Source organism: Corynebacterium sp. CCUG 51687, from assembly GCF_024453995.1.
Lineage (GTDB): Bacteria > Actinomycetota > Actinomycetes > Mycobacteriales > Mycobacteriaceae > Corynebacterium > Corynebacterium pseudogenitalium.
This window is the reverse complement of the sequence record NZ_JAGPYT010000002.1, coordinates 1-24,789: the sequence shown is the minus strand read 5'-3', so window position 1 is coordinate 24,789 and position 24,789 is coordinate 1. Positions and strand designations below refer to the sequence as shown.

Annotated in this window: 21 protein-coding genes; 7 read left to right on the top strand and 14 right to left on the bottom strand. The window is 61.9% G+C overall.

Annotated features, from left to right (window positions below):
* The first annotated feature begins 407 nt into the window (after window positions 1-407).
* Window positions 408-3,122 (top strand): PKD domain-containing protein, encoded by a 2,715-nt coding sequence (locus tag KBX13_RS02170; RefSeq protein WP_083433177.1) that lies wholly within the window; start codon window positions 408-410, stop codon window positions 3,120-3,122.
* A 261-nt stretch (window positions 3,123-3,383) separates the two neighbouring features.
* Here the strand turns inward: KBX13_RS02170 and KBX13_RS02165 are convergent, their stop codons facing one another.
* Window positions 3,384-3,533, bottom strand: coding sequence for a hypothetical protein (locus KBX13_RS02165; protein WP_177224254.1), 150 nt, complete (start codon window positions 3,531-3,533; stop codon window positions 3,384-3,386).
* A 1,405-nt stretch (window positions 3,534-4,938) separates the two neighbouring features.
* Here KBX13_RS02165 and KBX13_RS02160 point away from each other — a divergent pair.
* The 3 genes from KBX13_RS02160 (at window position 4,939) to KBX13_RS02150 (ending at window position 8,491) form a co-directional block, all read left to right on the top strand.
* The gene (locus tag KBX13_RS02160) at window positions 4,939-5,700 is read left to right on the top strand and encodes an Abi family protein (protein ID WP_083290803.1); all 762 of its coding nucleotides are present in this window, start codon (window positions 4,939-4,941) and stop codon (window positions 5,698-5,700) included.
* A 99-nt stretch (window positions 5,701-5,799) separates the two neighbouring features.
* Window positions 5,800-7,677: a hypothetical protein gene (locus tag KBX13_RS02155; protein WP_256020486.1), complete on the top strand. Its 1,878-nt coding sequence runs from the start codon at window positions 5,800-5,802 to the stop codon at window positions 7,675-7,677.
* 34 nt (window positions 7,678-7,711) lie between these two features.
* The gene (locus tag KBX13_RS02150) at window positions 7,712-8,491 is read left to right on the top strand and encodes a MerR family transcriptional regulator (RefSeq protein ID WP_256020484.1); all 780 of its coding nucleotides are present in this window, start codon (window positions 7,712-7,714) and stop codon (window positions 8,489-8,491) included.
* 6 nt (window positions 8,492-8,497) lie between these two features.
* Here KBX13_RS02150 and KBX13_RS02145 read toward each other — a convergent pair whose 3' ends face one another.
* The 4 genes from KBX13_RS02145 to KBX13_RS02130 all read right to left on the bottom strand — a co-directional run bounded on the left by KBX13_RS02145 (window position 8,498) and on the right by KBX13_RS02130 (window position 12,588).
* Window positions 8,498-9,901 (bottom strand): succinic semialdehyde dehydrogenase, encoded by a 1,404-nt coding sequence (locus KBX13_RS02145; protein WP_256020482.1) that lies wholly within the window; start codon window positions 9,899-9,901, stop codon window positions 8,498-8,500.
* 10 nt (window positions 9,902-9,911) lie between these two features.
* Window positions 9,912-10,583, bottom strand: a complete 672-nt coding sequence (locus tag KBX13_RS02140; protein ID WP_256020481.1) for a TrkA family potassium uptake protein — start codon at window positions 10,581-10,583, stop codon at window positions 9,912-9,914.
* Window positions 10,576-11,913, bottom strand: coding sequence for a potassium transporter TrkG (locus tag KBX13_RS02135; RefSeq protein ID WP_256020479.1), 1,338 nt, complete (start codon window positions 11,911-11,913; stop codon window positions 10,576-10,578). The genes KBX13_RS02140 and KBX13_RS02135 overlap by 8 nt, the downstream gene beginning before the upstream one ends.
* 360 nt (window positions 11,914-12,273) lie before the next feature.
* Window positions 12,274-12,588 (bottom strand): DUF4229 domain-containing protein, encoded by a 315-nt coding sequence (locus KBX13_RS02130; protein WP_370687309.1) that lies wholly within the window; start codon window positions 12,586-12,588, stop codon window positions 12,274-12,276.
* Between the two features lie 44 nt (window positions 12,589-12,632).
* Between KBX13_RS02130 and KBX13_RS02125 the strand changes: the two genes are divergently transcribed.
* Window positions 12,633-12,896, top strand: a complete 264-nt coding sequence (locus tag KBX13_RS02125; RefSeq protein ID WP_256001161.1) for a hypothetical protein — start codon at window positions 12,633-12,635, stop codon at window positions 12,894-12,896.
* Here KBX13_RS02125 and galE read toward each other — a convergent pair.
* From galE to hemL, 7 genes are read right to left on the bottom strand one after another with little or no spacing between them, the layout of a single operon-like run.
* Entirely contained in the window at window positions 12,893-13,885 is a 993-nt protein-coding gene (gene galE, locus KBX13_RS02120; protein WP_256020477.1) for a UDP-glucose 4-epimerase GalE, read from the bottom strand. The genes KBX13_RS02125 and galE overlap by 4 nt on opposite strands.
* Entirely contained in the window at window positions 13,885-14,886 is a 1,002-nt protein-coding gene (gene ccsB, locus KBX13_RS02115) for a c-type cytochrome biogenesis protein CcsB (protein WP_256020476.1), read from the bottom strand. The genes galE and ccsB overlap by 1 nt, the downstream gene beginning before the upstream one ends.
* Before the next feature lie 28 nt (window positions 14,887-14,914).
* The gene (locus KBX13_RS02110; protein WP_256020474.1) at window positions 14,915-16,543 is read right to left on the bottom strand and encodes a cytochrome c biogenesis protein ResB; all 1,629 of its coding nucleotides are present in this window, start codon (window positions 16,541-16,543) and stop codon (window positions 14,915-14,917) included.
* Window positions 16,544-17,272, bottom strand: coding sequence for a cytochrome c biogenesis CcdA family protein (locus KBX13_RS02105; protein WP_305085977.1), 729 nt, complete (start codon window positions 17,270-17,272; stop codon window positions 16,544-16,546).
* 51 nt (window positions 17,273-17,323) lie between these two features.
* Complete coding sequence (locus tag KBX13_RS02100) at window positions 17,324-17,902, bottom strand: TlpA disulfide reductase family protein (RefSeq protein ID WP_256020471.1); 579 nt, start codon at window positions 17,900-17,902, stop codon at window positions 17,324-17,326.
* A 14-nt stretch (window positions 17,903-17,916) separates the two neighbouring features.
* Window positions 17,917-18,519, bottom strand: coding sequence for a histidine phosphatase family protein (locus tag KBX13_RS02095; RefSeq protein ID WP_256020469.1), 603 nt, complete (start codon window positions 18,517-18,519; stop codon window positions 17,917-17,919).
* Window positions 18,520-19,845: a glutamate-1-semialdehyde 2,1-aminomutase gene (gene hemL / locus KBX13_RS02090; RefSeq protein WP_256020467.1), complete on the bottom strand. Its 1,326-nt coding sequence runs from the start codon at window positions 19,843-19,845 to the stop codon at window positions 18,520-18,522.
* 20 nt (window positions 19,846-19,865) lie between these two features.
* On the opposite strand from hemL, the gene KBX13_RS02085 reads away from it, so the two are divergent.
* Complete coding sequence (locus KBX13_RS02085; RefSeq protein ID WP_256020466.1) at window positions 19,866-20,711, top strand: NAD(P)-dependent oxidoreductase; 846 nt, start codon at window positions 19,866-19,868, stop codon at window positions 20,709-20,711.
* Window positions 20,712-20,905: 194 nt separating this feature from the next.
* On the opposite strand, the gene KBX13_RS02080 is transcribed toward KBX13_RS02085, so the two are convergent.
* Window positions 20,906-21,610, bottom strand: a complete 705-nt coding sequence (locus KBX13_RS02080) for a DedA family protein (protein ID WP_070363190.1) — start codon at window positions 21,608-21,610, stop codon at window positions 20,906-20,908.
* A 19-nt stretch (window positions 21,611-21,629) separates the two neighbouring features.
* Complete coding sequence (locus KBX13_RS02075; protein WP_256020464.1) at window positions 21,630-23,153, bottom strand: CAP domain-containing protein; 1,524 nt, start codon at window positions 23,151-23,153, stop codon at window positions 21,630-21,632.
* A 70-nt stretch (window positions 23,154-23,223) separates the two neighbouring features.
* On the opposite strand from KBX13_RS02075, the gene KBX13_RS02070 reads away from it, so the two are divergent.
* Window positions 23,224-24,549, top strand: a complete 1,326-nt coding sequence (locus tag KBX13_RS02070; RefSeq protein ID WP_256020462.1) for an MFS transporter — start codon at window positions 23,224-23,226, stop codon at window positions 24,547-24,549.
* Window positions 24,550-24,789 lie beyond the last annotated feature (240 nt).

Sequence of the window (24,789 nt, the reverse complement as noted above, 5' to 3'; positions counted from 1 at the left end):
CAGCGGGCCTCTGAACGATGCTGTCGCGCTCCGGCAACAGCGTAAAAAAGAAGGAACCCCTCCCGATGTTCCGACGCTTCGTCGGTATTCGGGAGAGGTTCCTTCTGCAAGAGCGCACTCGAGTCGGAGACTCTACTCGCTCTCTCGCTTGACGCGTTAACCGAGGAGCGAATAGGAAGCAAGACATCACTCACGTTTCTCAGCTAATCCCGTACCGTTTTGGTTGACGAGTCCGTTTGAGTATATAAGCAAGGCAGTTCACATCGCCCCCAAGAAGGATGAAAGTCAGATCCTCATTCATCAATACGTAACACGATAGAAAACATTCAGTTAAGCTGCGCCGACAAGTAGTGAGCTGTAAGTTTACATGCAGCTGCATTTGCCCCTTCACTCAAGGATTTACAATATTGTTCAAACGTACGACTGCAATCATGTCGGTTATAAGCATCTCCCTGGCATTGGTAACCTCTCCGGCCGATGCATTAGATATCCAAGCTGATCTTCAAACACTCTGCTCCACGCCTACAGCTATTTGGGTGCGAGGTTCGGGAGTTGAAAGAAATGATCAAAGTGTGCGGCAGATGGAGAAGTATGCCAAAGAATATCTAGGCATTGCCCCTGACAGCGCTAATCTTCTGGAACTAGGTCGATTCGTTGGAGATGGGTACGAGAATTCCGAAAAATATGCCGTGTTCGACAGGGCTGCAGCCCAAGCAGGCATCGAAGCAGCAGATGAGAGCCACCGCTCGATTCCGCCAGCGTTGACCTACCCAGCCGCCACTGTAGGTACAAAAGCCCCTGATCTAAATGAACCAGTCAAAGACGAGGCTTACTTCCATACTCCTCGTATTCTAAATTCGCTCGGTGCTCGAATCTCAGCTGGTTATGGCCACCGCTACGGGAAAAGTGTATGGACGGGCGTGGCAGAACTTACAAACCTGATCGAGCGCCGTGTAAATGTTTGCGAACAGATTGACATCACACCCAAATTCCTGCTTTTCGGCTTCTCTCAAGGTGCTCAAGTAGTTGGCGATACCATCGCCACCGACCAGGCAGTAAATGGACATCTCCTGATTGATAGCAAGAAACCGCACCGTGATTGGCCTGGAGTGGAGCCAGACAACTACGATTCCACCTTGATTGAAAGATATTCACTTGGTCTACGCCCTGACCTGCGCGAACACATTGTTTTTTCTGCCCTGCTAGGAGATCCGAAACTCCACCTTCCAGAAGGAGAATGGAAAGCTGGCGGAACTCCAGCATGCTCGGGTAAAAGCTCAAGCCTCTGGAGGCGAGGAGTTAAAAATTGCAGAACAGACAACGGGTCGTTGGAACCACGTTTGCCATACCTCAATGCGCAAGTAGACTACAAAACCGGTCTTTGGTGCAACGATAACGACTTTGTTTGTGGATCATCTAAAAACCCACTAACGCTTGAGGGCCACAAATATCACAATGACTTGGCCCGTAAGAACTCTGCTTCTGGCAGAATTCCGCTAGAAGAAGCCATGATTGAAGCGCAAATGCGCCTCAACGGCAGCATCAGCGATAACACCAGCCAGCGCACGATCCAACGAAACGTATCAATCGCATTATCTAAAAGCGAAAATCTCCTCAAGCCTAGTGAAACTACAGATGCGTCAACCCCACAAGACCTCGTATTTCTTATAGACTCCACAACCTCAATGCAACCGTACATTGAAGGTGTAAAGCAGTTCGTAAGGGAAACAGCCAAAGAACTCGACAACAGCAGCCAAACACGAATTGCGCTTGTCGAATATAAAGATCACTCAACGTACCAACCCGGCTGGGAAACCATCGAAGACTGCAAAATTCCAGCAGGAACAGTAGACACTGCCTGTGTCCTTTCTGATTTCAGCGACACCCGCGAGCACTTTCTCGACAAACTCGACGGTATCGATACCAGCCGAGGTGGTGGCGCATGGGGAGATTTTGATGAGACAGCGCTGTACGGACTGCACACCGCTTTTGAGAAGCTCGATTGGCAAAATGGCGCAACTAAGGCTGTCTTCCTTCTCACTGACGCTGGTTTCAAAGATCCCGACCCGACTACCGACAACATTAGACGCAGCCAGCTCGGTCGCGACGACTTTTACGACGGAAAGCTCACGGCGAAATACATCGCTAAGCGCTCTCTCGAAATCGATCCAGTGAACATTTACCCAATCGTTCCTAACTCTAAGCAACGCCGCTACACCGAACTTGCAGACCTAACCTCTGGCCAAGTCATCTCCATGAACGATAAGAGTCCAGAAGTCATCAAACAGGCCATCGGCGATGCCTTTGACAGAGTGCAAAATCGACCGGTTGCAAAACTCCCACAAAAAGATTATTCAGGCCAACCAAATACCGAATTTGCTTTTGACGCTGGCCTGTACTCTTACTCACCAGCGTCCGAGATCGTACGCTTCGACTACGACTTCGACGGAGACGGCACTTGGGATGTAACAGACGCCGGCGAAATCGGAACTCACATCTACAACAAAGTAGGGGATTACCAAATGCAAGTCCGTGTGACCGATGCGAATGGCCTCATCGGTTCCCACTCCGTACCAGTCCACATTGGAACTGAAACACCAAAACCCGCACCAATTGGATCTATCGACCTCGCTACCATCGACAACGGCAATTCTGCGAAACTCGAATGGGCATCAACAGCAGAGCCAAACTACGGCTGGCTCATCTCTTCCAACAGCGTGCCGCTCGCATATACTGCATCTGATCTCCGAGAAATCACAATCACAGACCTCGACCGACGCTATCCAGTCGACCTGCGAGTCACTGCAATCAACCGATACACCGAGGATGAAGACATCCAAGGAGCCTCCGCTAACAGCTTCTTGCGGCCAACTGAGGCCATCCAAATCGATAGTGACGGCAAGATCACGAACAACCCTTGGCAAGAAGGAGATAACTCTTCGCGCTCAAGCGGAAGTACAGCCAGCAGCAGTTCTAAGAACGACACTCAGAATGGCCCGACTGAGCTCTCCGCTGCCGCAATTGCTGGCATAGTGGTCAGCGTAATCGTCGCCACCGGGACCATCGGTGCACTTGTCTGGCCCTATATCGAACCACGACTTCGGCGCATGGGATTGATCTAAACTCCCACGCAGCAAGAAGCACCACACAAAAGTCTGATGGAAATAACTTCATCAGGCTTTTCGTACTCTATTACGATATTCTCTGAATAGGCGTGAGAATAGAATCTCTCCCCTGGCTAGAATGACCACCCTTCCCTCACTTGGGAACTACTTCGGTTTTTAGGCCTGTTCCGGTCGACCAGCCGTGATATTCCTCAGGCCACGACGGCCTACCCACGAAGAAAGTTCCCAAGATACCGTCAGGTCGAAAAGTGTTCCACCCTATGCGCACTGTGCACCACCAACGTTACGGTCGCGCACGCCTTCCAGGCTATCGACGCCACCACCGCCCCCGGCTGCACCGTTGACCTCGCCACCCACCACCCCAACCTCGGAGTCCAATTCGACGACGCCGACACCGGCGTCTGCCAAGCCTCCGTCAACGCCAACCGCTGGGTCAACGGCAGGTTCGTCACCACAGACTTTTGGGGAGTCGACGCGCTTTGTCGTAAGGGACAGGGACGTCGATTAGCCGATCAGCCAGCGACTGTAAGCTGCGGAAATCGCGCACGAGTACGGCGAGTACGTGGCACCCGGCACCGAGATCACTCGGTGCGAACCCCTGGCCACAAAGGCGAAATGGTCGGCGACCGGGGTAAAGGACTATACAGTCGATCCCGCAACGCAAGCGCTGCACTTCACCGTGCCGACCAACCCAGCGTGTCGAAGTCACAGAGGCCAAGGAGGTCCCGACCGCGACAATGGAGGCGCTCTCTCCTACCCTCGCAGCCCCCCTCAATGCCTGAACTGGCCATAGCACCTCATGTCCGAACTGGAGAATCAGTCGACGGTACCGCCCGGGGACAGGGAACCATTCAGTGGACACCGAGCCAATGTTATGGCTCAATAGAATGGATCGCCGACAACACTCCTTTAGGAACGTGTTCGGGTTATCCGGGTGCCACCGTAGACCTGCACGGCACGTACCGCGACTTCATTGTGGTGTTTCTCGGGGCAGTCGAGGGGTTGTAAAGCAGGGGAAGCGTCGGCCCATCGGCTTCTTTCTCCGAATTGACGTTGACGTGCTGATTAGCCTTTTCCGTAAACATTTTGTTGTTGGTGGGCTGCCGCAGCCGTGATGCCGATGGGGTTAGCCGTCGACTTCTGGGGCATGAGAAAACCCTCCATCCAAGAAAAATGCTGGGTGGAAGGGATATTTTGTCGTCACGTCGATTACATCACAAGCTGCGACACGTATCTGCTAGACACCGGAGAAATATCGGGAGTGGGACTGGCGGAGGCTTTCTTCACTGGCACTAGCAACCGCCACGATTTCAACATCGGGGTCAGCATTGGATCGATCCAAGCGCAGTCGCTCACGCGTAGCCTCAGAAAGCGAATCAAACTTCTTACACCGGACAGTTCCCTTTTTGCGATGGTATTCAATCAAGAATGCTGGCATAGGGCTTTACGTTCCTTTCTGCGCGAGGCTTGACCGTACTCTGACTAATCTCGAAACCCCACTCCCATAGTATGGGATGAGCATTTCTCCTCAACTGACGAACTCATCAGTACAGGGCAGTAAAAGAAGCGGAACTAAACGCAGTACGCTTCGTTCCCCATTCATGTTTACGCGATAGGATACTCCCGAACGCCCCGAGGCGCCTCTGCGAAAGCATGCACCCGGGGCTCTCGTATTATTTCGGCACCGCGACCCCGCGCAACGTCATCATCCGGCTACCACCCGATAAGCGTTTCAGAATAATAAAACCCCCGGGAACCATAGACATTTAACTATGGTCCGGATCCGGGGGACTACATTGGCTAGCCTATAGCAATGACGTTTCCTACACAACTGCCTTCGACAAATGCAGCCTTGCTTTGGGGTTCTCTCCCGCCCGCTCGTTTAGCCAGTTTTCTTAGCGAATCGCCGAACGGCAACATAGACGAAGCCCTCGAGCTCTACATATGGAACATCAAGCTATCTACTGCATTTCTAGCGGATATTGCCATTTTGGAAGTTGCACTACGGGAATCGATCAATAAAGCGGCAGCTGCAAAATGGGGCAGCCACTGGTACCTCGATATCCCGTTGGATGAACGGTCAGAGCAGAATCTTGCGGTGGCTTGGTCGCAACTTTCCAGGAGGGTACGTGAGCGTCCAAACGATGGTGATGTTCCCGGGCGTCTTTTCGCTAACTGTACATTTGGTTTTTGGACGAACCTCTTTGACAAAGGAGGACATACAGGCAAGTCTCCCAGACGGGTCCGCGTCAATTACGAGCACAACTGGGAAGCCGCCCTACGTCATGCTTTCCCTGAAGGAAGAAACGTAGCAAGACAGCAACATGCTGGTTTCACCAGAGATTGGGTGCACGGGATTTGCAAGCGAGTCAATAGCATTCGAAACCGTGTAGCCCACCATGAACCGCTCATCAGAGGTTTCCCGATGCCTGGACAGCCTCACCGTATGACCTGCACGGAGGCACACGAGGAGACCCTGAAGCTTGCCAGGATGCTTGACCCGAAGTTGGCCGCCTGGCTAGCAGAAAACAGCGATGTTCCCAGGCTAATCGCTGCACGCCCCTGCACCACGTAATAGCACCGCGAACCCCCGTTCGAACATCGCCCGTGCAATGTCGGGGCTGCATGCTTCAATGAAGTCAACAAGTGATAGTTGATGTGAAAGGTGCAGGTCATGGCGATTTCGATGCCGCAGGACTTCGAGCATGCGCTCGCGTCGATGCTCAACGGCGAGAGCGTTGTGATCGACGGCGCGCCCGGCACCGGCAAGTCCACGCTGCTGCGCACGTTCATGGAGGTGAACGACGCACTACCCGATAGCCAGCGCAAACGGGTGCTGCCCGTCGCGCTGCTCGAGGGCGCGGCGAACGGCATCAGCGGGCTGACGATCGACTCTGCATTCAATTTCGATCCCTTCATGACGCTCGACGACGTCCTGCCTGGCGGTTCCTGGAACATCAACAGTGCAAAGCTGCTGCTCAGCTTGGTTGAGACATTAGTTATCGACGACGCCCACAACCTCAACACCGAGCTCCTGTTGATGATGAGCGTGGCCCTGCAGCGCGTGCGAAAGAATAACGAGCCGTTTGGGGGCGTACAGCTCATCGCTGCGGGAGAATTGGCTAGGTCCGACTCACCGCTGGGATCGATGGTGCAAGAGCCAGAACCGGATCCCGAGCGTTATGTGTTCCTCTCCTTTGACGGTGTCAGTTTTAACGTCAGCTACCACGTCGTTCGCGTTCACGCGGTGGTTGTGGAGCGTGGCCAGATCGTTGCGGACTTCGGCACATGGCTCAACCCGATGTCGGACTTGGGGCAGTTCGGCCTCGACAACGAGGTTCCTCCGGGTGGGGTTGCTATCGCGCCGCAGCTCGAGGACTTTTGGCCGCTGCTGCTGCGGCAGGCTGCAGGTGGCATTGTCGTCGGCGATCGCCTGGAGATGGCCCAGGACGCCGGCCGCTACCAGGCCCGGGGCCTCGACATGGAGCTCGGCGACGGCATCGACGCCGAAGCCCTCGACATCGTTGTTGAGGGCAGCACCGTCGTCGAGCGCGCGCACTCCATGGCGCTCGACTTCCTCTCAGGGGACGTCGAGATCCCCTACGTGCGACCGGTACCCGACGCATCCGATACACAAGAAGGCGCGCTCTTCCAGCCGTTTTGGGCACCCGCCGCCCCGCTCAAGCTCGATCAGACCCGCGCGACCGACTCCGATAACGCCTGGGCAGCCTTCTCCGGCTCCGGCGTGGAAGTCGGCGACCAGCGCATGCTCCAACAGACTGCCCTGCGGCTTTCTTCCTGGGGGATGTCTCGCGGTGTTTGGACGAAGCGGGCCGAAGAGGAGGTGCGCAAACGCGCCATCATGACAGGGCTGACGCAGGTGTCCCTTCCGGAAGGTGAAGAGCAAAACATCGACATTGCTGCGCTGCTCTCCCCAGGCATGAGGGTGGTGTTTACGGGCTGCCGCGAAGCCATCAGCTTCTACGACGGCGAAGAGCAGCTCATCTCCGCCTGCGAGTCGTGCGGGCTCATCTTCGAAGACAGCGTCTCTGCAACCACGTGCGATGTCCTCGTAGCGTGGGACCCGGCATCCATGTCACGCAAGGCAAGAACCGCCAGGGAGCTGGGCATCCCGATCGTCTCGTTCGCCGATTTTGAGGACTGGCATAGGTACTACACGGGTTCGCCCTACGAGACCTTCCTCGCGGACATCCTCGAGGAAGGCCACCAGGTGGCGTTCCGTGGGTCGATCGTCATCAACGGGATCCACGTCACCGACGGCGCGCGCATGGCGCTCCTGTGCGACGAGCTCGGCCTCGTGTACAGCCCGGAAATCCCCATCTCACTTTGCGACGCCCTCATCACCGACGACCTGACCGCCAGCCAGTACGGCATACCACTCATCCCAGTGGATGCATTCGGCGCGTGGGTGAACAGGGAGTTCGCATCCAAGGGTCAGTTCTTCACCGAAGACTTCTTCATCCCCGCCGACATCACCGCGCTGTATGGCCCGGACGAGCTGCTTTCCAAGATCGACGAGAGCAAAGCTTGACCCTGACGTAACGTCAGACTGCACAATGGCTGCCATGACCAACAACGAAGCGCTGTACACAGTCGGCGAAGTAGCCAACGCATTCGGGATCACGGTGCGCACCCTGCACCACTGGGAGCAGGCCGGCCTCGTCGAACCTGTGTACCGCAGCTGGTCAAACTACAGGCTGTACACGCCAGATGACCTGGAGCGCATCCAGCACATCCTGGTCTACCGGACCACCGGTATGAAACTGTCTGAAATCAAAGAAGTACTCTCCCACCCCACCTCGAACCGGGAGCACCTGCGCAGGCAACACGAACGCCTGCTTGAGGAGCGTTCGCGGATCGATGGGATGGTGGTGGCCGTCGAAACGTTAATGGAGCAAGCAATGAATAACCACAAACCAACCCTTGAAGAAATCGGCGAGATCCTCGGCGACCCGAACTACACCGAACACCAAGCCGAGGCACAAGAGGCCTACGGCGACACGCCCGGCTGGGCGCAGTACCAGGGTCGCACCGGCAACTGGGGTGCGAGCGACTGGGAGGACAGCAAGCAGCGTTTCGACGCCATCGATACCAAACTCGCCGACGCTGTTCGCCGCGACGTGCCCACCGACAGCGCGGAGGCAGCCGAACTCGTCGAGGAACACCGGAAGGTGATCGGGCAGTTTTTCGACGTCACCCCGGAGATGCAGTTTCAGATCTCGCGCGGCTACATCGCCGATGAACGCTTCAAGCGCTACTACGAAGAACGCCAACCTGGCCTGGCACAGTGGCTCGCCGATGCCATCGCGCACGCCACCGGCCACGGCGACGAGAGCAAGGACTAGCCGGGCCTAGCGCAGCAGACGCTTGCCCAACCGCAGCGCGAGCGCCATCGTGTCCGCGACCTGCTTGCCGCCGCCAGCACCGACCCCGCCGAGCGGCAAATAGCGCTGCGCCGCCACGGTGCGCGCCTCGGTGTACTTCAGCAGGCCTTCGTCGCCATGGCGTCGCCCCACGCCTGACTGTTTCCACCCGCCCATCGGCGCGTCCATCGATGCCCATGCGGCCGCGTACCCCTCATTAATGTTCACGGTCCCGGCGTGCACGTGCCCCGCGACCACGCGCGCCTCGTCCTCCGCGCCCCAAATCGAGGCGTTGAGCCCGTAGTCGGTGTCATTCATCTTCTCGACGCCCACCTCCGGCCCATCCACCACCTCCACGTAGACGACCGGCCCGAACACTTCCTCGCGGTACAGATCGGCGTCCTCCGGGACGTCCACGAGGATGGTCGGCGCGTAGAACGTGTCACCGAGCTGGGGTAACGCCTCCCCACCAGCCAGGACGGTGGCGCCTTTGTCCACGGCGTCGTGGACGTAGGCGTCGATGCGTGAGAGGTGCTCCGCAGAAATCAACGAGCCAACATCATCACCCCACCCGTACCCGATGCGCAGGCGTTTCGTCAACGCCACAAAGCACGCAAGGAACTCGTCCGCCACGGCGCGGTCCACGTAGATCCGCTCCACGGAGATGCACAGCTGACCGGTATTGCTGAAGCAGGCGTCAACGGCGCCGCGCGCCGCCGTCTCGGGGTCCGCGCTAGCCAGAACCAGCAGTGGATTCTTCCCGCCCAGCTCGGCGGAGAACCCAATCAGACGCTCCCCGGCCTGCGCGGCAAGCTTCCTGCCGGTGGCGGTGGACCCTGTGAACATGAGGAAATCGCATCGCTTCACGATCTCCTGCCCCACCGTCCGCCCACTTCCTTCCACAACCTGGAACAGGTCGGCTGGCAGCCCAGCCTGCACCAACAGCTGGTGGGCGCGCTGCGCGGTGCGCGGGGTTTGCGTATCCGGCTTCAGTACCACGGCGTTGCCCGCAATCAGTGCCGCCACCGCATCCGACACCGCCAACGAGAGCGGGTAGTTCCAAGGTGCAATCACTCCCACCACGCCTTTCGGTGCCCGGTGCACCTCGGTCCGTGTCACCACCGGCATAGCGCCCCGCACTCGGGCTGGCGTCAGCAGCGCCTTCGCGCGGTACGCGTAGTGGCGGGCGGTAATCGCAACGTCCATGACCTCGTCGAACGCGTTGTGTTTCGCCTTACCTGTCTCCTGCTGGATCAGGTCCACCAATTCGTCGCGGTGCGCCAACACCAGGTCGTGGTAGCGGAGAAAGATGCGGCTGCGCTGGCGAAGAGGTGTCGTCGCCCAGGCGCGCTGTGCCGCGCGTGCAGTGTCGAAAGCGTGCTGTACTGACATGCAGCCCAGGTTAGCGCCGCCGTGCCGCCATGCGGCTGAACTTCTCCACCCGGCGCGAATCCCCATAGATCTGCACCTGCTCGCCAGCCTCCAGAACCATGTGCCCGAGGACGGGCTGCCAGCGGTCCTCCCGGCGCACGGCAATCACCTTCACGCCGTGGCTCTGCCACAACGCCTGCTCGTCGAGCGGGCCCGCCACGTGCGTCGGCACCACCGTGTGCACAATCGCCGTGCCCGAGGACAACTCCACATAGTCGAGGTTCGCGCCACGCACCAGGTGCGCCACACGCCGCCCCATCGCCTCCTCCGGGTGCACCGCATGCGGCACACCAATCTGGTCCAGGATGCGCCCGTGTGCATTGCCGGAAGACTTCGCCCACAAATTCTCGACGCCCACATCCACCAACAACGAACACGTCAAAATCGACGCCTCCACGTGCGCCCCGCCGATCGCCACGACGACGCCGTCGAACTCCGAAATGCCCAGCTCATCAATCGTGGCCACGTCCGTGCAGTCCGCCTGCACCACCTTCGACAGCAGCCCGTTGTTGCGCTTCACGGCAGCCTCTTCCAGATCGACGCCGACGACGGTGGCGTCGTCAAACATGAGCTCCCGGCCCACCGCCGAGCCGAACCTACCCAGCCCAAGTACCGCGTACGTGGGCGTTGCAAACTTAACCAATGATCGGCCTTTCATAAGGAAGCAAAATTTTCGACGCCGGCTCCGCAAACGCAAACGCCGTCGCCACAGTAGTCGGACCCAACCTGCCAACAATCATCATAAAAATAATGACCAACAACGAAGGCGCATCCAGGTGCGGCGTAATGCCCGTGGACAACCCCACCGTGCCAAACGCCGACAGCACCTCAAACAACACCTCCGACAGGTGAAACGGCGTCAGTGCCAACAACGCGAACGTCGCCGCCACCACCAGCGCGCCACTGAGCATCACCACCGTGATCGCCTGGTGCACCACCTCCACCGGGACACCTTTGCCCAGCATGACCGGCTGCGTGCGTCCCCGCACCACCGCCGACACCGCCGCCACCAGCACCAACACCGTCGTGATCTTCACGCCGCCCGCGGTGCCGGCCGGGCCCGCCCCCACAAACATGAACAGGTCCATCGCAAACAGCGTCGGCTCGTGCATCCCGCCAATATCGACAGAGTTGAACCCGCTCGTGCGGGTCTGCACCGCCTGAAACAGCCCCGCCAACACCGCATCCGACGCCGGCAACCCACCCAGCGTGCGCGGGTTGTTCCACTCCATGGCGAGGATGGTGACCGTCGAAAAGCAAAGAAGGAAGAGCGTACCGGCAACCACCATGCGCGTATTCAACGTCCAGCGGTGCAGGTGAAACACGTCCCGCCGAAACTGAAACAGCACCGGAAACCCCAAACCACCAATAATGATCGCCGCCATGATAGGCACGCAGACCCACCAATCCCCCACGAAGCCGGTCATGTTGTCCGAATAAAGCGCGAACCCCGCATTGTTAAACGCCGACACCGCATGAAACACCCCATGCCCCAACGCGCGCGGCAATGGGTAGCCCAACGCCACGAACCGCGCCGTCAACGCCAGCGCGACCAGCGCCTCCACCACGATGCTCACCAGCAGGACCCGCCTCAACAGCGGCGCGATCCCGCCCACCGCCGTACGACGCTCCACCGCCGAAATCACATTCGCACTCAAATTCGCTTTGCGGACCACCGCCTGACCCAGAATCGTCGCGAAGCTCATCACCCCGAACCCGCCAACCTGGATCAACACGGCAATGACCACCTTGCCGAACGTAGTCCAATACGTCGCCGTATCCACAATGGCTAGGCCGGTTACACACAGCGCGGACGTCGCCGTAAACAACGCCGGCAACAGCGGCAACCCACCCGGATTCACAGTGGAAGCCGGAAGCATCAGCAACACGGTGCCCACGAACAGGGCTACCAGGAAGCCGAACAAGATCACCGCCGCGCTATTGAGCTGGCGGTGCCGAATGTCAGCAGGCACCAGCGGAACATTACGCCAGCGGGGTGCGGGTGGCAAGGGTTTTGAACTTTTCGAGTGTAAAGTGTGAGGGGTATTCCCCTCTTGCCTGAAGTCACCCGTTCAGCGGACTGGCTGCGGAGGGGTTTTCTCGTCGCTGAGTGGCTGTGGAGTGGGCGTCAGTGCCAAACCTGACATCGCTTGTTATCTAGCACATTTTCTGCCAGCAACTTTGAAGCTATAGTCCTTATATAATTGCGCCTTTTGGCACTCCGACCGATAGCCCCGACACCAAATTCCCTCACACAGAACAGGCGACCTGGGCTTTTTGCGAACCCACGACGCCAAAATGCAGGAATTTGGTGCACCCCACCCACGAGAGAACTAACGCTCGGCCAGCTCGGCCTCGATCCACGCCTTGCGGGCCTGACGCTGCTCTTTCCAGTGCGCGAGCGCCTGGACGGCCTCGATGCGTTGCTTCTTGAACACCAGCATGGACAGCGGGAACGCCACGATCAGGGCCAAAAGGGCCGACATGATCAGCGGGACGGGCGCCCCAACCGCGACGGCCAGCAGCTGGATCACCACGGTGAGGGCGATGAAGAGGAGGAGCCGGTACAGCCCGTAGATGGCGGCGGCTTTGTTGGCGCGACGCTTCGCGCTTGGGTCAACTTCGGGTGCTTCACTCATGGGGGCCATGGGGACTTAGCCTAACGCAAAGGTGGACCAGTATGTTAGAGGGCATGGGAAGGCTTCTACTCATCGCTCTGATCATTCTGGCTGTGTACTTGATGTGGCGCGCGTTCGGCCCGGGGTCGAACGCACGGTATGGAGGGTACGGGGTGCAACAGCAGGAACAACCGCCGGCTATTAAGGGGCCGGATGATGATGAGGAGTTCCTGTGGGAGATCGAGAAGAATAGGTTTAAAGAACGCCGGGCCCGCGAGGAGGCGGAGCGCCGGCGTCGTGAAGAGGAGGAGCGTCGGAGGAAGCGTGGCGAAGACTAGCTGCGCGTTGCTTCCTCGGCGAGGACCTCGGGCAGCTTCTCTGCCCAGGCGAGGGAGTCGCGGACGCCCTGCTCGATGGTGAGCTCAGGCGCCCAGCCGAGCACTTCGCGCGCCTTGTCAATGCGCGGCGCGCAGCCCGCAACGTCGCCCTCGCGTGGTGGTGCGGTGGTGACTTCCATGTCGGAGCCGCTGGCGGACTTGAACGCCTCGGCGAGCTCGAAGACGGTGGTGCCCGTGCCGGTGCCTAGGTTGATGACCTCGTACGGGGCGAGGTCGGCCTTGAGGGCGGCGACGTGGGCGCGGGCCAGGTCCCAGACGTGGACGTAGTCGCGCAGGCCGGAGCCGTCGCGGGTTGGCCAGTCAACACCGGTCACCGTGAACGCCTCACCCCTCTGGTGGGCGGTGATCATCTTGCCGAGCGCGTGGGACGGCAGCGGGTTCTGCAGGCCGGTGCGCAGTTGTGGGTCGGCGCCGATCGGGTTGAAGTAGCGCAGGGCCACAGCCTGGATCTGGCCGGCGGCAGCGGCGTCAGCCATGACGCGCTCCAGCATCCACTTCGACGCGGCGTACGGGCTGGTTGGCGCCACGACGGAGGACTCGTTGACGGTGAAGTCCTCGTCCGCCTGATACATTGCGGCGGTCGAGCTGAGCATGACGCGCTTGACGCCGCGGTCGCGAAGGACCTGCAGCATCTTGGTTGCGCGGCCGACGTTGACGTCGTAGTACTCGAGCGGCTGCGCGACGGACTCCGGCACGATGATCTTGGCCGCGCAGTGGATGACGGCTTCGATGTCGGGGTGGTCGTCGAAAATTTTGTTGAGCAGCTCGGTGTCGGCGATGTCGCCCTCGTAGTGGTCGAAGCGCTCTGCGAAGACGCGCAGGCCAGTGGAGTAGTCATCCAAGATGACCGGGGTGATGCCTGCGTCGGAGCAGCACGATGCAATTGTGGAGCCGATGTAGCCGGCCCCTCCTGTAATCAGTGTTTTCATTAGTTCAATCCTGCGTACGAGTGAAGTCCAGCAATGACAGTATTTACATAGGTCATGTTAAAGATGGTCATGGCCAAGGCAAAAACGTTGATCCACGCGGCCTTCGAGTTCTTCCAGCCGGCGGTGGCACGCGCGTGGAGGTACGCGGCGTACAGAATCCACGTAATCATGGACACGGTTTCCTTCGCGTCCCAACCCCACGGGCGACCCCAGGCGACCTCAGCCCAAATCGCGCCGAACACGATGCCGATTCCAAACAGTGGCAGTGTAATGATCGCCGTCTTGTAGGTGATCTGGTCGAGCGTCTTCGCGCTCGGCAGCGGCTTCGCAATCGCGCCGAAGAACCCGCGCTCCTCGCCGCGCGGCTGCCACATGCGCAGCAAGTACAGCAGCGCAAAGATTCCCGACACAATACCTATCGACGCCCCCACCGACACCGACGAAACGTGCACCGGCAGCCAGTAGGACTGCAACGCCGGCACCACCGGCGCCACGTGCATGTGGAACACGGTGGAGTTGAGGAACATCGCGATCGCCATCGGGGCGAGCAGCCACGGCCAGATGGTGTGCCAGTTCTTGCGCTGCACCACGATCGCGGCTGCGACCATCACGACGGCCGTCATGGCCAGGATGTACTCGTACAGGTTGCCGAGCGGGAAACGCTTCGCCGCCAGCCCGCGCGTAATGAAGGACGCCACGTGCAGCACGATGCCGAACCAGATCAGCGCCTGCGTCATGTTCGCCCACTTGCGGGCGCCGGCGACGCGACGGTCGTACTCTGCCTGGTCGAAGGAGCCGGAGGGGACGTCGATAAGCTCGGAGCCGCCCCCGGCCCCCACAGCGACTTTTTGATCCATGCGGGTGCGCTCGCGGCGCATGTCGAGCACACCGAACATGCGCCCGTAGTAGATACAGGACATGATCAGCGCAGCCAGGTACAGGATGAACGCGGTGCGGAACGTGAGGTCTGAAAGGTCCGCCATCGTGGAATCGACAAGCATGGGGAACAATCTACCGCGTCATCGCAGGTTAGCCAAGGTCATCAACCTCGAAGGAGGGGTTCTCCTCCTCCGAAACGCCCAGGATTTCCTCCGCGATTTCGTCGAACTCGGCGCCCCACCCGGCGCGGTCCGTGCGCGCCAGGCCGGCGAGCTCCACGTGGGTGCCGGTGGCCGTCGGGGTCAGGCGGATCCACAGGCGGCGGCGCTTGATGGTCAGCGAGCCGGCCAGCGCGGCCAGCATGAGCACCGAGGTGGCCAGCATCCAGCCCTGGGTCGGGTCGTGAGAGATTTGGTAGTTGGCGTATTCGGCGGCGCCGTCGAAACGCACGCGGATGCCGCCCTCAAGGGTGGTTTCCTCCCCCGGCACCAGGTTGACGCGCTCCACCTTCTGCAGGCGCCCCTCGGCGATCAGGTTCTGGTCCAGCACGAAGATGTTCTGCGGGCGGCCGGTGTCCAGGCCGGCGTCTCCGACGTAGATGTCTACGGCCATCGCTGGGTCCTGCATCGCAGGGAAGCCGGACTGCAGCATGTCGCCGTTCACGCCGGTCCACTGGGCGGTCGGCGCGAAGTTGCCCTCGATGGCGATCTGGTGCTCGCGGCGCTCGGTGAGGTCCGGGTACATGCCGGCCGGCGGGTCGAAGCGCATCACGCCGGCGGACAGGAAGTTCTGCACGTCCGTGGGCCGAAACTGCACCATCTGGGTGCGCGACTCCCCATTCGGCCAGGTGATGGTCACCTGCGGGGCAAAGCCGTGTCCCTGCAGGTAGACGCGGTTGCCGTCCACGCGCAGCGGGTGGTTGACCTGCAGCGTGAAGTCCTGCCACTGCTCACGCGGGGCGGCCACGTCCGGGGTGTAGGCCACGTCCGACCAGAACCCGTTCGCCTGCCCAGTGTTGAGGTACTCGGCGCGGAAGTTCTTCGACTCGATGCAGAACGGGTGCAGGCCGGTGCCGTCAAACAGTGGACCGGCGCGGAACACGTCGAAGTTCGCAGGCGACGTATTACAGAACTGGCGCGGCTGCTCCACCGGCACCGCGTACTGCGACTCGGACTCGGTCACCATGATGACCTGGCCCTCGTAGAAGACCATTCGGCCCGCCGCGAACGCCACAATCATGCCCACCAGCCCGATGTGGAACAGCAGGTTCATCAGCTCGCGGGAGTAGCCGCGCTCCGCTGAGATGGAGAACACCCCGGCGCGGTCTTCCTCCGGCTGGTAGGAGGCCACGTGCCACTTGCGCAGCACTGCACGCGCCTTCGACTCCAGCTCGTCCTTCGGCGTATCGACGTCCCCCTCCGCATGCAGCGGCATCCTGGACAGGTATTTCGGCGCCTTGGTCGGCGTGGCCCGGTACGCGCGCCAGTGGTCAATCGAGCGCGGAATGATGCACCCGACCAGCGACACCATCAGCAGCGTGACGATGGCGACGAACCAGGTGGAATCGAAGACGTCGAACAGCTGGAGCTTGTCGTAGATGGGCCCCATGGTTGGGTTGGCGCGCAGGTAGTCGTCCACCAGCGTCGCGGAGACCGTGCGCTGCGGCAAAAGCGCGCCCGGGATGGAGGCCAGGGAAAGCAGGAACAGGAGCAGCAGTGCGGTGCGCATACTGGTCAGCCAGTGCCACGACCTGCGTAGCCACGTCCATGCAGTGCTCATTTAAATCACCGTTGCTCCATATCCGAAGACGAGCTGGCGCGTCCAGCCGATAAACACGTTCCAGGCCCCGGTCAGCAGCAGCAGGCCGACGATGACCATCGCTACCCCGCCGATCACCTGGATGGTGCGCGAGTGCTTCCGCAGCACCTCGATACTACGCACCGCCTTCGCCGAGCCAAGCGCCACCAGCAAAAACGGCAGACCCAGCCCGAGGCAGTACGCGATGACCAGCAGCACGCCGCGCGCCGCGGTCATGCCCGCCGTCCCCACAGAGACGGAGACGATCGCGGTGAGCGTCGGCCCCAAGCACGGAGTCCACCCGAGCGCGAACACCCCGCCGAGCAGCGGCGCGCTCAGCAGCGTGGTCCACTTCTTCGGTCGCAGCCGCGTGTCGTTTTGCAGCGCCGGCACCCAGCCGGCGAACACCAGGCCCATCAGGATCGTGACCACGCCACCCGCGCGCATCAGGGTCTCAGCGTTCAGCGCCACCGCGCTCACCGCGCCGAAGACCGTCACAGTGGCCAACAGGAACACCACCGTAAACCCAAGGATGAACAGGCCAGCCGCGCCCGCGACGGCCCAGCGGCGCCGCGTCACCGACACGCCACGTTCGTCCACGTTAAGCTCGCCGCCCACGATGCCCGTCAGGTACGACATGTAGCCGGGCACCAGCGGCACCACGCACGGCGAGGCGAAGGACGCCAACCCGGCCAGTGCCGCCGCCAGCATCCCCAGCAGCAGCGGCCCCTGGGAGACCAGCTCCGATAACGCCTCCCCCACTTAGGACTCCGCCTCCTGGTGCAGCGTATTCGCCAGGTCGATGATCTCCTGGGCGGTGACCTCCCGCAGGAACACCGCCGCCGGGCGGTGCTGGGTGTCCAGCACGATCGTCGTCGGTATCACGGAGCTGGGCACGCCGCCCAAGAACGCGGCGGTCTTAAACGGCGGGTCGTAGATGGATGGGTAGGTCACCCCGTTGTCCTTGATAAAGTCGCGCGCGATGTCCGCGTTGTGGTCCCGCACGTTAATGCCCAGCACGGTGCCGAAGCCCTCGATGGACTCCTGCACCTCCTGGAGGTCGTCGACCTCCGCGCGGCACGGCGCGCACCACTGCCCCCACGCGTTGAGCACCACGACCTCACCGTCGAAGTCGCTGAGCGAGATCTCACTGCCCGGCTTCATCAGGGACTCGCCGGAAAAGTCCGGCAACGGCTTGCGCTCCTCCTGCGGGTAGAACAGTTCCACCTGCCCGCCCGGCGAGTGGAACGCGAAGGACCCGCCGTTGTCGCTGGCGCTCGAGCACCCGCTCAGCAGCACGGCTGCGGCAACGAATGGGACAAGGCTGCGGCGCACGGTCATAGGGTCCTTCCAGGTTAGATCGCGGATGCGGGGGTTGAGTATGACCAGTCAACAACAACGTCGTCGTCGAACACAAGTGACGTCACGCTGGCCAGCTCGCAGCGACGGCTCGCGTGCGCGAAGGGCTTGCCCTGCACGTAGCGCTGTACCGTCACGATCGGCAGCTGGTGGCTCACCAACACGGCCTCGTGGCCCTCGGCGCGCTGGCGGGCGTCCTCAATCGCGACGTCCATGCGGGCGAAGATGTCCTCGTAGGACTCGCCCCAGCTCGGCTCCCAAGGCTTGAGCATGTGGCGCCACCGCACCGGGTTCCACAGCTGGGAACGCCACCCCTTGGTGCGCAGCCCCTCAAAGGTGTTGCCGGCCTCCAGGATCTCCTCCCGCGTATCAATCTCCAGTCCGGTGACCTCCGCAATAGGCTGCGCGGTCTCCTGCGCGCGCAGCAGCGGGCTGGCCGCCAGGTAGGTGACGTCGCGGCCCTCGAAAAACTTCGAGGTCGCAGCCGCCATCGAGTAGCCACGGGAGCTCAAGTGGTAGCCCGGCAGACGCCCGTAAAGGATCTTCTTCGGGTTGAACACTTCACCGTGGCGCACCAGGTGGACAACAGTTCGCGTCATTTACTGGCCCTCCGGGGTCGCGGCGGCTGCGGCCTTCGCAGCCGGGACGAGCGCGGCCTCGATGGTGGCGAAGTCGTCGTCAGTCAGCGCCGTGGAGACGAACCAGGTCTCGAACGGGCTCGGGGACGCGTGCACGCCGTGGTCCAGCAGCGCGTGGAAGAACGGCGCGTAGCGGAACGTGTCCGCCGCCTTCATGTCGTCGAAGTTGTGGCCTTCGCCCTCCGCGAAGCGCACCGACAGCATCGTCGACGCGCGCTGGATGTGGTGCGCCACGCCCTCACGCGTCAACGCTGAGCTGACCAAATCTTCCAGCCTGTCCGCGTTGCGGTGCAGCACCGGGTAAATATCCTCGCTGGCCAGGCGCAACGACGCCATGCCAGCCGCCATCGCCACCGGGTTTCCGGACAGGGTGCCCGCCTGGTACACCGGCCCGTTCGGCGCCAGCTTCTCCATCACTTCTCGACGCCCACCAAAGGCCGCCGCCGGCAACCCACCCGAGATGACCTTGCCGAAGGTCGTCAGATCACCCGCAACACCGTCGACCCCGTACCAGCCGGAGTAGGAGGTGCGGAAGCCCGCCATCACCTCATCCAGGATGAGCAGGGCGCCGTTGGCGTGGCAGACCTCCTTCAGCTTCGCGTTGAAGTTATCCTGCGGCGCCACCGTGCCCATGTTGCCTGCGGCCGCCTCCGCGATCACCGCAGCGATCTGGCCCTCGTTCTCCGCGAACGCGCGCTTCACCGCCTCAATGTCGTTGTACGGCACCACGATCGTGTCCGCCGCCTGCGCGCCGGTGACCCCCGGCGAATCCGGCAGCGAGAACGTCGCAATGCCGGAGCCTGCCGACGCCAACAGGGCGTCCACATGGCCGTGGTAGCAGCCATCAAACTTAATAATCTTCGGGCGCTGCGTATACCCGCGCGCCAGGCGCACCGCCGACATCGTCGCCTCAGTACCCGAGTTGACCATGCGCACCTCCTCCACGGAGGTACGCTGCGTAATCATCTCCGCGATCTCCACCTCGGCCTCCGTCGGCGCGCCGAAGCTCAACCCGTTCACCAACGCCTTCTCGACGGCCTCCAGGATCGCCGGGTGCGCATTCCCGTGGATCATCGGACCCCACGAATCCACCAGGTCGACGTAGGAGTTGCCGTCGACATCTACAAGCGTGCTGCCGAACGCCTTCTCAATAAATCGCGTCTGCCCACCCACCGAGCCAAACGCGCGCACCGGCGAGTTCACCCCGCCCGGCGTGACCCGCTGAGCGCGCGCAAACAACTCAGCAGAACGAGCAGTATTTTCTGAAGTCAGGTTCGTCTTCGTCATAGTTGCCTATCCTAGGCGATATGAAGATTGCATTTTTAGGCCTCGGCCGTATGGGTACCGAATTAGCACTCAAGCTTGTCAGTGACCACGACCTCACGGTCTGGAACCGCACCGCAGCAAAAACCGCCCCGCTCGTGGAGCGCGGCGCCACCGCCGCCGACACCCCCGCAGACGCCGTCAAAGGCGCCGACATGGTCATCACCTCCCTGTTCGGCCCCGACACCGTCCGCGAAGTCGTCATCGAACCCGGCCTCATCCCCGGCGGCGTCACCTGGGCCGACGCCACCACCATCTCCCCCGCCGACGCCGACTCCTTCGCCGCCGCCGTCCCCACCTTCGTCCACACCCCCGTAGTCGGCTCACTCATCCCGGCGCGCGCCGGCAAGCTCGGCGTCTACGTCGGCGGCGCCACCGAGCAGCGCCGCAAGGAAGTCGCCGACGTCGTCGCACCGTGGTCCGCCGCCAACCCGGAACGCCTCAAGGTCGTGGACACTGCCGCCCAGGCCGCGACGGGCAAGCTCATCGCCAACCTCGCCCTCGCGGTGACCATGCAGGGGTTCAAGGAAGCACTGCACATCGGCAACGCCCAAGGACTTGACGACGCCACCATCGTCGACATGCTCGGCTCCACCGGCCTCGAGTTCATCGTGAACATGAAGTCCCCATTCCTCCTCGGCGAGCGCGACACCAACCCCGGCGACTTCTCCACCGACGCCATCGAGAAGGACGCGCGTTTGATGCTCGCCACCGCCGAGGCCGCCGGCAAGGAGCTGCCGGCCGTGGCAGCCGCGGTTGCCTCCCTGCAGGAGCAGCAGAAGAAGGGCCACGGGGACGAGGACTTCTCCTCAGTGGTGGTGTACCGCTAGTTTTCTGGGGAGCGAGTGCCAAAGGACGCAATTCTTGTTCGGGGAGGACGCAAAAGCCCAGGTCGTGAAAAGGGGGTTGCGTCCTTTGGCACTGGCACGGTTGAGACGGCACCAATTTCCTGGATTTCCGCGCGGCGGTTTGGAAAAGCCCAGGTCGAGCAAACTGCGTGAGGGAATTTGGTGCGCGCATCCGCCTACGCTTTCTTCGCCTGCCTCCGGAACGCGCCGAACATGATCACCACGATCAGGCCGATGGCGATCCAGTTGGCCACCTTGGCGTACTGCTCCAGCACGTACACCACGGGCTCCCCGATCCACCATCCGAGGGCGAAGTACCCAAGTGACCACAGGGTTTTCGAGATGAAGTCCAGCACCATGAACTTCCACAGCGGCATGCCGGTCATGCCCATCAGAACGAAGACGACGAAGGCGATGGGAAGTGGGATCGGTACGTAGGCGAGGAAGATTCCCAGCCAGCCGAGTTTGAGGGCCCACTTTTCCACGCGTTCGATGTTGCGGGCGCTGCGCTTGGAGTTCTGCGCCTGCACGTCAAGGATTCCGCGCCCCCATAGTTTGCCGGCCCACCAGTAGATCCAGTCGAACTTGATGGCCATCAGCGTGCCGATCAGTAGGTAGCCCAGCCAGTGCTGCACCTCGCCGACGGCGGCGAGCGCGCCCGTCGACGCTGCGCCAATCCGGGAACCGGTAATGGCCAGCATGATGGGCGGGTGCAGCCCAAGCAGCCAGGCACGGAGCGGGATCATCGCAAGGCCGAAGAGGCCTACGAAGCCGAACCAGCCAAGGCACCAGTAGTCGGCCTTGGTTGGTTTGCTGTTCCAGGGCATGCCTGGTTGTTCCCACCATTCTGGTTCGGGTGTGGTCTGCTCCTCGCTTTGCATAAGCAGAGAGTGTACCTAGCTAGAACATATTTAAAATTCCCGGGTTGGTGGCTACCACGATTCCGATGATTGCCAGCAGCCCGAGCACCACGCCGGCGATGATGCCGCCGGTGGAGGAGCCCTCCTTGTCGGCGCCGGTCAGTGTGTCGCAGTCGGCTTTGACTGGCTGGTATTCGGCTTCGGCGCGCTCGGTGTTTGCGCGAGCCTCGGCTGCGGCTGCCTTGGCCGCCGCAGTGGCAGCAGCCGCATCCTTCTGCGCTTGCTTCGCGGCCTTCAGCGCTTCCTCGGCGGCGGCCTGTCGGGCAGGCTGCGCCTCCTTGGCGGCGGAAAGTCCCTGTTCACGCTTCGCCACGAGCTCCTGCGCGGCCTGCAGCGCGCGTGCGGCTTCCAGGGTCTGCTCCGCCTTGTCGACGTCCCCTTCGCGCTCCTCGAGCGTTTGACGCTTGGTGGCGTCGCCAAACTCGATGGCGTGCTTGAGGCCGTCGTAGTAGGTATTGAAGCGCTCGGTGTACTCGTCGACGGTGAATAGTGGCGTGCCCTGCTTCATCCAGTGGGTGGCGAAGGTCTGCGCGTGTGCAATACGCCACGGGTACCCCTGGTACCGGAAGGCTTTGGTGTTCACGGCGAAGCCGGTGGCGCGCATGTCCGGGTTGACGATCGCCATGTAGTGGCCAGCGCCCGCCTCGAATGGTTTCTCGCCCTTCTCGAGTGCCTCGAAGTACGCGACGCGCTCCTCGTGGAACCAGCCCTTGAACGGGTTATCGTAGTTCCAGGACAGGTTGTCCCATCCGTTCTTCGAGTGCCCGCGCGGCAGCTGGTGCGACCAGTTCACGTTTACCTGGGCCTGCGCCATCAGGAAGTCGGAGACGGGCAGGGCAGGCTGGCCGTCGCTTTCGCGGAGCTCGTTTGCCTCCGGCAGCCAGCCGATGGCTGCCTTCATGTTGTCCAGGTGGGTGGCGTCGTCGGCCTCACCGATGTGGGTATCGTCCGCGATGCGGTAGCCCGTCTGCCCCGCCACCGGGTCTTCTTCTTTGAAGCGGAAGTCGGTGTTCAGTTCGGCGACGGCGTCGGTTGCGCCCATGGCTTCGAAGAAGCCGAGGGAGCCGCGGTCGAACTGCTGCTGCGCCTCGGCCTTGCTTGCCTCGAGGGCGGCGGCTGCTTCGGCGGCGCGCGCCTTCGAGTCCTCGAGCGCCTGTTGTGCGGACTCCGCCGTCACGCCGGCGGGCACTGCGGACTGTTTCGCGGTGAGGTCGGTGGTGGCGTCGTCAAGGAGGCGCTGGGCATCGGCGACCATGCCCTTTGCTGCCTTGAGTTCTTCCTGGGCGGCGGCGACGTCGCGCTGCGCCGCATCGAGCGTCTGCTGTGTGGCGCGCTCGCGGTCCTGCGCATCGCGCTGCTTCGCGGTGGCGTCCTTGACCGCGTCGACAAGCGCCACGCAGCGAGCCTCCGTGAGCTGGGCGGTGTCCTCCGCCATGGCCTGCGGGGCCACCAACATGGCCGCTGAGCAGGTAGTAACGAGCATGAGTCCGAGCTGCTTCTTCATACCGGCAGATTAGCAGGAAAATTTCGTAATTTTCCCAAATAAAAGCCAGAATTGTTCTAAGGTTTTGCCCATGAAAACAGCACTGACCCGCACGCAGCGCCTCGACAGGCTGCCGGTTACCCCGAAACACAAGAAGCTCCTCGTCGGATCGGGGGTGGGGTGGGCGCTCGACGCGATGGATGTCGGGCTGGTCTCCTTCGTCATCGCGGCGCTGGCCGTGCACTGGGATCTGGAGAAAACCACCACGAGCTGGATCGCGTCCGTGGGGTTCATCGGGATGGCGGTCGGCGCCTCCCTCGGCGGTCTGCTCGCGGACAAGCTGGGGCGCCGCCAGGTCTTCGCCCTCACGCTCCTGATCTACGGCGTGGCCACGGGCGCTTCGGCGCTCGCCGGGTCGGTCGCCGTCCTGCTCCTCTTCCGTTTCCTCACCGGCCTGGGCCTCGGCGCGGAGTTGCCCGTCGCGTCCACGCTGGTCAGCGAGTTCGCGCCGCTGAAGGTGCGCGGGCGGATGGTGGTCTGGCTCGAGGCGTTTTGGGCGGCGGGCTGGATCCTGGCGGCGGTCATCGGCACGTTCGTCGTCGCCGAGGGCGAGAACGGCTGGCGCTGGGGGCTCGCGCTCGGCGCCGTGCCCGCGCTCTACGCGCTGTATGTGCGCATGCAGCTGCCTGAATCGGTCCGCTTCCTGGAGGCGCGCGGCCGCAACGAGGAAGCAGAGGCAGTGGTCCGCAGCTTCGAGGAGCAAGTCCCACCCGAACTGCTTGTCGACGCCCCCATCGCCACCACCACCGATCCCGATGCAAGTGCTGGCAAAGGCACCCACATCTGGGGCCCCGAACTGCGCGCCCGCACCGCCGCGTTCTGGACCGTCTGGTTCTGCGTCTCCCTCGCCTACTACGGCGCGTTCACCTGGATCCCTTCCCTGCTTGTGGACCAAGGCTTCAGCCTCGTGCGCTCCTTCAGCTTCACGCTGATCATCACGCTGGCCCAGCTGCCCGGATACGCCCTGGCAGGCTGGCTCATCGAGGTCTGGGGGCGCCGCACCACCCTCGCCGTCTTCCTGGCCGGGTCGGCGGTGTCGGCTGGGCTCTACGGGTTCGCCACTGCGCCCTGGCAGATTATCGCCGCAGGTTGCTTGCTCTCCCTGTTCAACCTGGGCGCGTGGGGTGCCCTCTACGCCATCGGTCCTGAGCTCTACCCCACCCAGATCCGCGCGACCGGCACGGGTGCCGCGGCGGCCTTCGGCCGCGTCGGCTCGATCCTGGCGCCGCTGATCGTCCCGCCGGTCCTGGCCTTCGGTGGCCACGCCAGCGTATTCGTGGTCTTCGCGGTGGCGTTCACCGTGGCCGCCGTGGCGGCGTTCGTCCTGCCGGAGCAGAAGGGCAAAACCCTCCTTTAACTGGACACGCGCACCAAATTCCTTTGCGCAAGGGGCGCGACCTGGGGAAACGCGACGTCGCCGTCTCAAAAAGCTGGAATTTGGTGTCAGGCCGGGGCGCTATGACACCAAATTCCCTCACTCAACGTCGGCGACCTGGGGAAACGCCCCAGCTTCTCCCGAACGCTCTGTGTCAAGTGGTTGTGGGCCAGATTCATGGTTAACAATGCATCATCAATGCACGCGGCATCGGCGCTGTCT

What these genes read in the sequence shown, in the direction of transcription:
- KBX13_RS02130 (WP_370687309.1), bottom strand. Translation starts at nt 12,588, where the DNA reads ATGGCCCCCATGAGTGAAGCACCCGAAGTTGACCCAAGCGCGAAGCGT.
- ccsB (WP_256020476.1), bottom strand. Translation starts at nt 14,886, where the DNA reads ATGCTTGTCGATTCCACGATGGCGGACCTTTCAGACCTCACGTTCCGC.
- KBX13_RS02075 (WP_256020464.1), bottom strand. Translation starts at nt 23,153, where the DNA reads ATGAAGAAGCAGCTCGGACTCATGCTCGTTACTACCTGCTCAGCGGCC.
- KBX13_RS02145 (WP_256020482.1), bottom strand. Translation starts at nt 9,901, where the DNA reads ATGTCAGTACAGCACGCTTTCGACACTGCACGCGCGGCACAGCGCGCC.
- KBX13_RS02155 (WP_256020486.1), top strand. Translation starts at nt 5,800, where the DNA reads ATGGCGATTTCGATGCCGCAGGACTTCGAGCATGCGCTCGCGTCGATG.
- KBX13_RS02125 (WP_256001161.1), top strand. Translation starts at nt 12,633, where the DNA reads ATGGGAAGGCTTCTACTCATCGCTCTGATCATTCTGGCTGTGTACTTG.
- KBX13_RS02150 (WP_256020484.1), top strand. Translation starts at nt 7,712, where the DNA reads ATGACCAACAACGAAGCGCTGTACACAGTCGGCGAAGTAGCCAACGCA.
- KBX13_RS02080 (WP_070363190.1), bottom strand. Translation starts at nt 21,610, where the DNA reads ATGCAAAGCGAGGAGCAGACCACACCCGAACCAGAATGGTGGGAACAA.
- KBX13_RS02160 (WP_083290803.1), top strand. Translation starts at nt 4,939, where the DNA reads ATGACGTTTCCTACACAACTGCCTTCGACAAATGCAGCCTTGCTTTGG.
- KBX13_RS02085 (WP_256020466.1), top strand. Translation starts at nt 19,866, where the DNA reads ATGAAGATTGCATTTTTAGGCCTCGGCCGTATGGGTACCGAATTAGCA.
- KBX13_RS02070 (WP_256020462.1), top strand. Translation starts at nt 23,224, where the DNA reads ATGAAAACAGCACTGACCCGCACGCAGCGCCTCGACAGGCTGCCGGTT.
- hemL (WP_256020467.1), bottom strand. Translation starts at nt 19,845, where the DNA reads ATGACGAAGACGAACCTGACTTCAGAAAATACTGCTCGTTCTGCTGAG.
- galE (WP_256020477.1), bottom strand. Translation starts at nt 13,885, where the DNA reads ATGAAAACACTGATTACAGGAGGGGCCGGCTACATCGGCTCCACAATT.
- KBX13_RS02105 (WP_305085977.1), bottom strand. Translation starts at nt 17,272, where the DNA reads ATGCTGGCGGCGGCACTGGCCGGGTTGGCGTCCTTCGCCTCGCCGTGC.
- KBX13_RS02095 (WP_256020469.1), bottom strand. Translation starts at nt 18,519, where the DNA reads ATGACGCGAACTGTTGTCCACCTGGTGCGCCACGGTGAAGTGTTCAAC.
- KBX13_RS02100 (WP_256020471.1), bottom strand. Translation starts at nt 17,902, where the DNA reads ATGACCGTGCGCCGCAGCCTTGTCCCATTCGTTGCCGCAGCCGTGCTG.
- KBX13_RS02110 (WP_256020474.1), bottom strand. Translation starts at nt 16,543, where the DNA reads ATGAGCACTGCATGGACGTGGCTACGCAGGTCGTGGCACTGGCTGACC.